The organism is Streptomyces sp. BRA346 (assembly GCF_052851135.1).
Window position 1 is genome coordinate 1 of record NZ_JAIWIH010000102.1, and the last position, 5,439, is coordinate 5,439.

Genomic DNA, 5,439 nt, shown 5'->3' on the forward strand with positions numbered 1-5,439 from the left:
ACGCCTTGACCGTCGACCCCGGCGTCACCGTCCACCGCTGCCCAGCCGAGCCCGTACACGACGAGATCTGCACCGCCGTCCCATCCGCCGAACTGCCGTTACGGACATCCAGGCACTTGCCCGCGACCCCCAGGACCGGACCCGCGCCAGGGGTCTGGCCGCCGCCGGGATCGAAGGTGAACGCGTCGACGTCGAAGAGGAATCCGGAGCCGCCGGCGAAGGTCAGGTAGAGCGTGGTGGTGCCGGCCGGCGCACCGGAGATCGAGCCGCCCACGGTGGTGAAGTTCGTCCACGAGCCGGTGACCGGGACGGTGGCGGAGCCGAGGACGGTGCCGGTCGGCGAGCCGGCCCGGACCTGCAACGTGCCGCCCGCGCCGGCTGAGGACACCCGGGCGCTGAACGACGTGGCGTTGCTCAGTTTGTAGGGCTCGAATGCGATCCAGTCGCCGTTGTCGATGTCGCCGACGGACTTGCCGCCCTCGGCGGTCGACTTGTCGAAGGTGGTGATGCCGGACGATGTCTTGTAGTGCTCGGCCTGCCGGTGCTTCGGCTGCAGGATGTGCTGGGTGTGCGTGGTGAGCCCGGCGTTGTCGGTGTACTCGGCATCGAAGACCCCGAAGATGTTCGCCGCGTCGTCGTGCTCACCGTCGACCGGGATGGTGATCGTGCCGGAGCAACCGGTCTTCGAGGTGATCGGATGGCCGTGGCTGTCGTGACCGACGATGTACGTCAGCTTGACCTTGGCGCAGTCGACCGTGCCGTCCTCCGGATCCGTCACGGTGATACGGAACGGCACGGTGTCGCCGAAGGCGAAGATCTCCCCCGCGGCGGGGCTGTCGATGGTCACGGTCGGCGCGGTGTTGCCGACGGTGATCCGCACGTCGGCGGTGCCCGTGGCGCCCTGCGGGTCGCGCACGGTCAGCGTGGCCGTGTAGTCGCCGTTCGTGTGGTACGTCTTCGTCGGGTTGGCGGCGGTGGAGGTGGTGCCGTCACCAAAGCTCCACGCATAGGTCAGTGCCCCGCCCTCGGGGTCGGACGAGCCGGCCGAGGAGAAGGTCACGGTCAACGGCGCCGCGCCGGAGGTCCGGTTGGCGCCGGCCACCGCCGTGGGCGCCCGGTTGCCGCCGCCGACGTGGTCGAAGCGGTAAAGGGCGGAGTACTGGTCGCCCTGATACAGCCCGGCGCCGTAGTCCAGCACGTAGTAGGAGCCGTCCGGGCCGAACGCCGAGTCGATCACCTGCTTGCCGTTCCAGGGGAAGCTGTCGATGGTCCCCGGGGAGCCGTCGGCGTTGAGGTGGATCGGCTTGATCCAGCCGCGGCCGAACTCCGTGGCGAAGAACTGCCCGTCGAACGACTGCGGGAACTTCGTGGGCGAGCTGACGTCGGGGTCGTACCGGTACACCGGGCCGGCCATCGGCGACTCCGAGCCTCCGCCGAACGCCGGCGGGCTGCCGGCGTCGCCGCCGTAACGGATCCAGGCGGCCTTGGCAGGGGGCAGCGTGCTCAAGCCGGTGTTGCGGAACGAGTTGTTCGTCGGCCCGCCCGAGCAGTTGTACTTCGCGCCTGCCGTGTTGGTGGCGAAGTCCCACTCGGCGTACGTCTCGGAACTCGTGTTCGTGCCGGTGCAGTACGGCCAGCCATAGAAGCCCGGGCCCGTGATGCGGTTGAACTCGACCTGGCCCTGCGGCCCGCGCGCCGAGGTGGCGCCGGCATCGGGGCCGTAGTCGCCGACGTAGACGATGCCGGTGGCCTTGTCCACGCTCATCCGGAACGGGTTGCGCAGGCCCATCGCGTAGATCTCCGGCCGGGTCCTGGCCGTTCCGGGCGGGAACATGTTGCCTGCCGGGATCGAGTACGACCCGTTCTCGTTCACCTTGATTCGTAAGATCTTGCCGCGCAGGTCGTTGGTGTTGGCGGCGGTGCGCTGCGCGTCGAACGCCGGGTTGCGGTTGGCCCGCTCGTCGAGTGGGGAATATCCGGCGGACTCGAACGGGTTGGTGTCGTCGCCCGTGGACAGGTACAGGTTGCCTGCCGCGTCGAAGTCGATGTCTCCGCCGGCGTGGCAGCAGATACCTCGGTCAGCCGGCACGTCGAGGATGTCCACTCTGCTGGACTGGTTGAGCGAGAAGTCGGCGTTGAGCGTGAAGCGGGAAAGCCGGTTGACACCCTGCCACGCCGACCAGTTGCCGCCGGTGGTCGGTGCGTCGCCTCCTGGTGTGGACAGCGGCGGGGCGTAGTACAGGTAGATGTGCCGGTTGGTGGCGAAGCCCGGGTCGATGCCGATGCCCTGCAGGCCGTCCTCGTCGTGCGCGTACACGGGGATGGTGCCGATCACCGTGGTGGTGCCGCCCGCATCCGTGCGGCGCACGGTCCCGTTGCGAGCGGTGTGCAGCACCGACCGGTCGGCGAGTACGGCCAGCGACATCGGCTCACCGACCTCCGCGACCCCGCGGGCCAGTTGGACCTGCTGGAAGTCGGCGGCGTTGATCGGGTGCGCCGAGGCCGGGGTGGCACTGGAGAAGGCGGCGATGAGAGCGGTCGCGACCAGGAGCAGAGCCGAACCAATGGCCTGCCAACGCGCGGTTGCAACCTTCCTGATTTTCATGAACATGTCAAATACAGTCCCCTTCCTGAACAGATGGCTGCCAGGCTTGGGGCGCGCGCTGCCGCGCCGATGCCGTAGCGGGATGTCGCCGCTTCGGCCTGCTGGGTGTGCTTCAGCAGGCCACTACGCCGAGCGGGGGCAACAGCTCGGAAACAGGAGAAGTCGATGGCCACCGCGCTGTCGGGTCACATCGACGACCGTGACGGTGCACCGACAAGGCTAGAAGACTTCAGCCCAATATGTCCACAGTTCCTCCGGACCAGCCAGGCTTTTGGTCTGTTGTGGAGCACGTTACGAAGGGCCCGAGCCCTGTCAGGACTCGGTGCCATCTCCAACCCGAACTGGCGGGACGCAGACGGGTGCCTGATGGCCGCCGCCCGCTCGACATCCCGGCCGAGCCCGGCCACACCTTCGCCGGCCACGAACACACCCTGCGCTCCGCAGCCGAGGTTGGAGCGCCCGGAGTCCCGCGAGGAAGGTGTCGGCGTGCTTTGAACCGTGGTTCTGGATCACTTTCAGTGCCGGAGCCACGGAGGGTCACCAAAACCGCGATCATGAACGGCCTCACGCCGCGAGGAGGATCCGCTTTCGGAGCAGGTCGAAGTTGGCGCGGCCGAACATTTGCCGCTTGATCATCTTGATCTTGTTGTTGTGGCCCTCGACGGCGCCGGAGCTGTAGCGGAGGCTGAGCCCGGCGACGACGGCGTCGAGGTCCTGGCCGAGGCCGGTGACGAAGCCGTGCAGGGCGGGCACGTCGTCAGCCTGCACGCGTTCTATCCATTGACCGAGTTCGCGGCCCCGGCGGTCGTTCATCAATTCGGCGAAGGCGCGGACGTGTTCGGCGGTTCGGTCGAGGGCGGGGCAGCGGGTGAGAATCTGCTTGAGCAGCTGGGCCTGGTCGTCGTCGAGCCGGTCGGGGCGGCGGGTGATCCAGCTGGTCACGTCGCGCACGGACGGCGCTTTGCGGGGCGGATCGTCATGCGGCAAGGCTTCGCGGAGCCGTTGGACGTACCTTTTCACCACGCTCTCGCCGCCGGGATAGCCGCGCTCGCGGACTTCCTCGAACAGTCGGCGGGCCACGGTGCAGCCTTCGGTCCACCGCTGATGCAGGTAGGACTTGTAGGGGTCGAGGATGCTGGTCCGGCCGGTCCACCGTCCGACCAGGAGTTCGTCCGCGGTGGCCGCATTGGCGAGGCGGCGGACGGTGTTGCGGGCCAAGTCCAGTCGGCGGGCGATCGGCCGCAGCCCGAGCCCCTCGTCCAGCAGGGCGTGGACGGCCGCGTGCTGCTCGCGCACCCGGTCGGACAGACGGCCCGACTGGCCGTGGTTCATCCGGGGAAGGCGGCGCAGGCTCCGGGCTCTCCAGGGGCTCGGCGACGCGGTCCGGGGCACTGTTCTCCGGCTCGCGCAGCAGGGCTCGGTGCTGGATGACCGTCTTCTCGACGGCCTCGGCCAGGTTTTTCCAGATGTGCCACCGGTCCGCGACGTGAATCGCGTCCGGGGCGCCGAGTCGTCCGGCCTCGGCGTATGCGGTGGACCGGTCACGGCAGATCACCTCGACGCCGGGGTGGCCGGCGAGCCAGGCGGCCACCGTCGCCGTGGCCCGGTCGGGCAGCAGATCAACCGGACGGCGCCTATCGATGTCCACCAGGATCGTGCCGTAGTTGCGTCCCTTGCGCAGGGCGAACTCGTCCACCCCGAGCACCCGCGGCGTGTGCACTTCGGGCTCCGGCAGACGGCGTATCAGCCGCAGGAGCGTCGACCGGCTCGCCCTGACCGCGAGCGTGTTCGCCAGGCGGGCGCCGGCCCGGCCCGCCAGCATCACCGCTACCTGTTGCAGCACCGTCTGCAGCCCGGAGCTTCGCCGTCCGTGCCGGAAGGTGAGTCCGTCGACCTGCTCGGCGAAAGTGGTCCGCCGGCAGGCGCGGTCGCAGCAGCGGAACCGCCGGACCTGTAACTCGATCACCACGGGCCGCCCGGCGACTGCAGTGTCGGCGAGACGGCGTACGTATCGGCTGTGCACTCGGCCCGACGTCGTCCCGCAGGCGGGACACGCGGCCCGCTCGGCCGACGTGTGGGCCTGCACGACCATTAACTCGCCGTCGACCACAGCGTTTTCGATCATTACGCCTTCGACCTGGTGGAACCACAGGTCCTGGAGGAACACATCACCCACAGCCGTTCATGATCGCGGTTTTGGTGACCCTCCGTGGCTCCGGCACTGAAAGTGATCCAGAACCTGAACCGTGACCCCCTATCGGTCGATGAAAAGTGACCCCTTCCGTGATCAAGTGATCAGGCTGGCTCCATGGGAGTCAGGTGGAAGAGGTGATCATCTGGCCGTCTACCAGGCGCTACGCCACGCGATGACCGAGGCCGTCGAGGTGGCCCCCGGCACCGACCCGGACCGCGCCTCCTTCACGGTCGCCCTGGAGACCGCCAAAGACCAGCTCATCGCCGCCGCCGACGTACTGCCCGACGCCGGACCGGGGCGGATCGCACCAGCCGTGCTGGACAACCTGCTCCCGCCCCGCCGGGCGCGCATCACGCCCTGCCGGGTCAAGTGCCCGATCTCCCGCTATGCCGCACCACCGGACCAGGTACAAGTCCTGGGCGCTTCCCGGATCACCAGCCTCGCCATCACCGTGCACCCGGCCGCCGGACCGGGCCCCGACGGACGCCGTGACCGCACGCCACGTGACCCGGACACGAATCCGGCCCCTGACCTGGTGCAACGCGACTTCACCGCGGACGTGTCGAACCGGCTGTGGGTCACGGACCTGACCATGATCGCAACCGAGGAGGGCCCGCTGTGGCTGTCCGCGATCCGCGAC

The 5,439-nt window shown here is 68.8% G+C and carries 2 protein-coding genes and 3 pseudogenes; 2 read left to right on the forward strand and 3 right to left on the reverse strand.

Features of this window, described 5'->3' with window-relative positions; all coding sequences use genetic code 11:
• From LCH29_RS43435 to LCH29_RS43445, 3 genes and pseudogenes are all read right to left on the reverse strand, one after another.
• Positions 1 to 2,611, reverse strand: a 2,611-nt coding sequence (locus LCH29_RS43435; RefSeq protein WP_446467202.1) for a carbohydrate-binding protein, incomplete at its 3' end; no start/stop codon positions are given.
• A 558-nt stretch (positions 2,612 to 3,169) separates the two neighbouring features.
• Complete coding sequence (locus LCH29_RS43440; RefSeq protein ID WP_446467203.1) at positions 3,170 to 3,937, reverse strand: transposase; 768 nt, start codon at positions 3,935 to 3,937, stop codon at positions 3,170 to 3,172.
• 106 nt (positions 3,938 to 4,043) lie between these two features.
• A pseudogene (locus LCH29_RS43445) lies at positions 4,044 to 4,730 on the reverse strand (ISL3 family transposase); the annotation flags it as partial.
• 208 nt (positions 4,731 to 4,938) lie between these two features.
• Here LCH29_RS43445 and LCH29_RS43450 point away from each other — a divergent pair.
• A pseudogene (locus LCH29_RS43450) lies at positions 4,939 to 5,322 on the forward strand (IS4-like element ISSav1 family transposase); the annotation flags it as partial.
• 3 nt (positions 5,323 to 5,325) lie between these two features.
• A pseudogene (locus LCH29_RS43455) lies at positions 5,326 to 5,439 on the forward strand (IS3 family transposase); the annotation flags it as partial.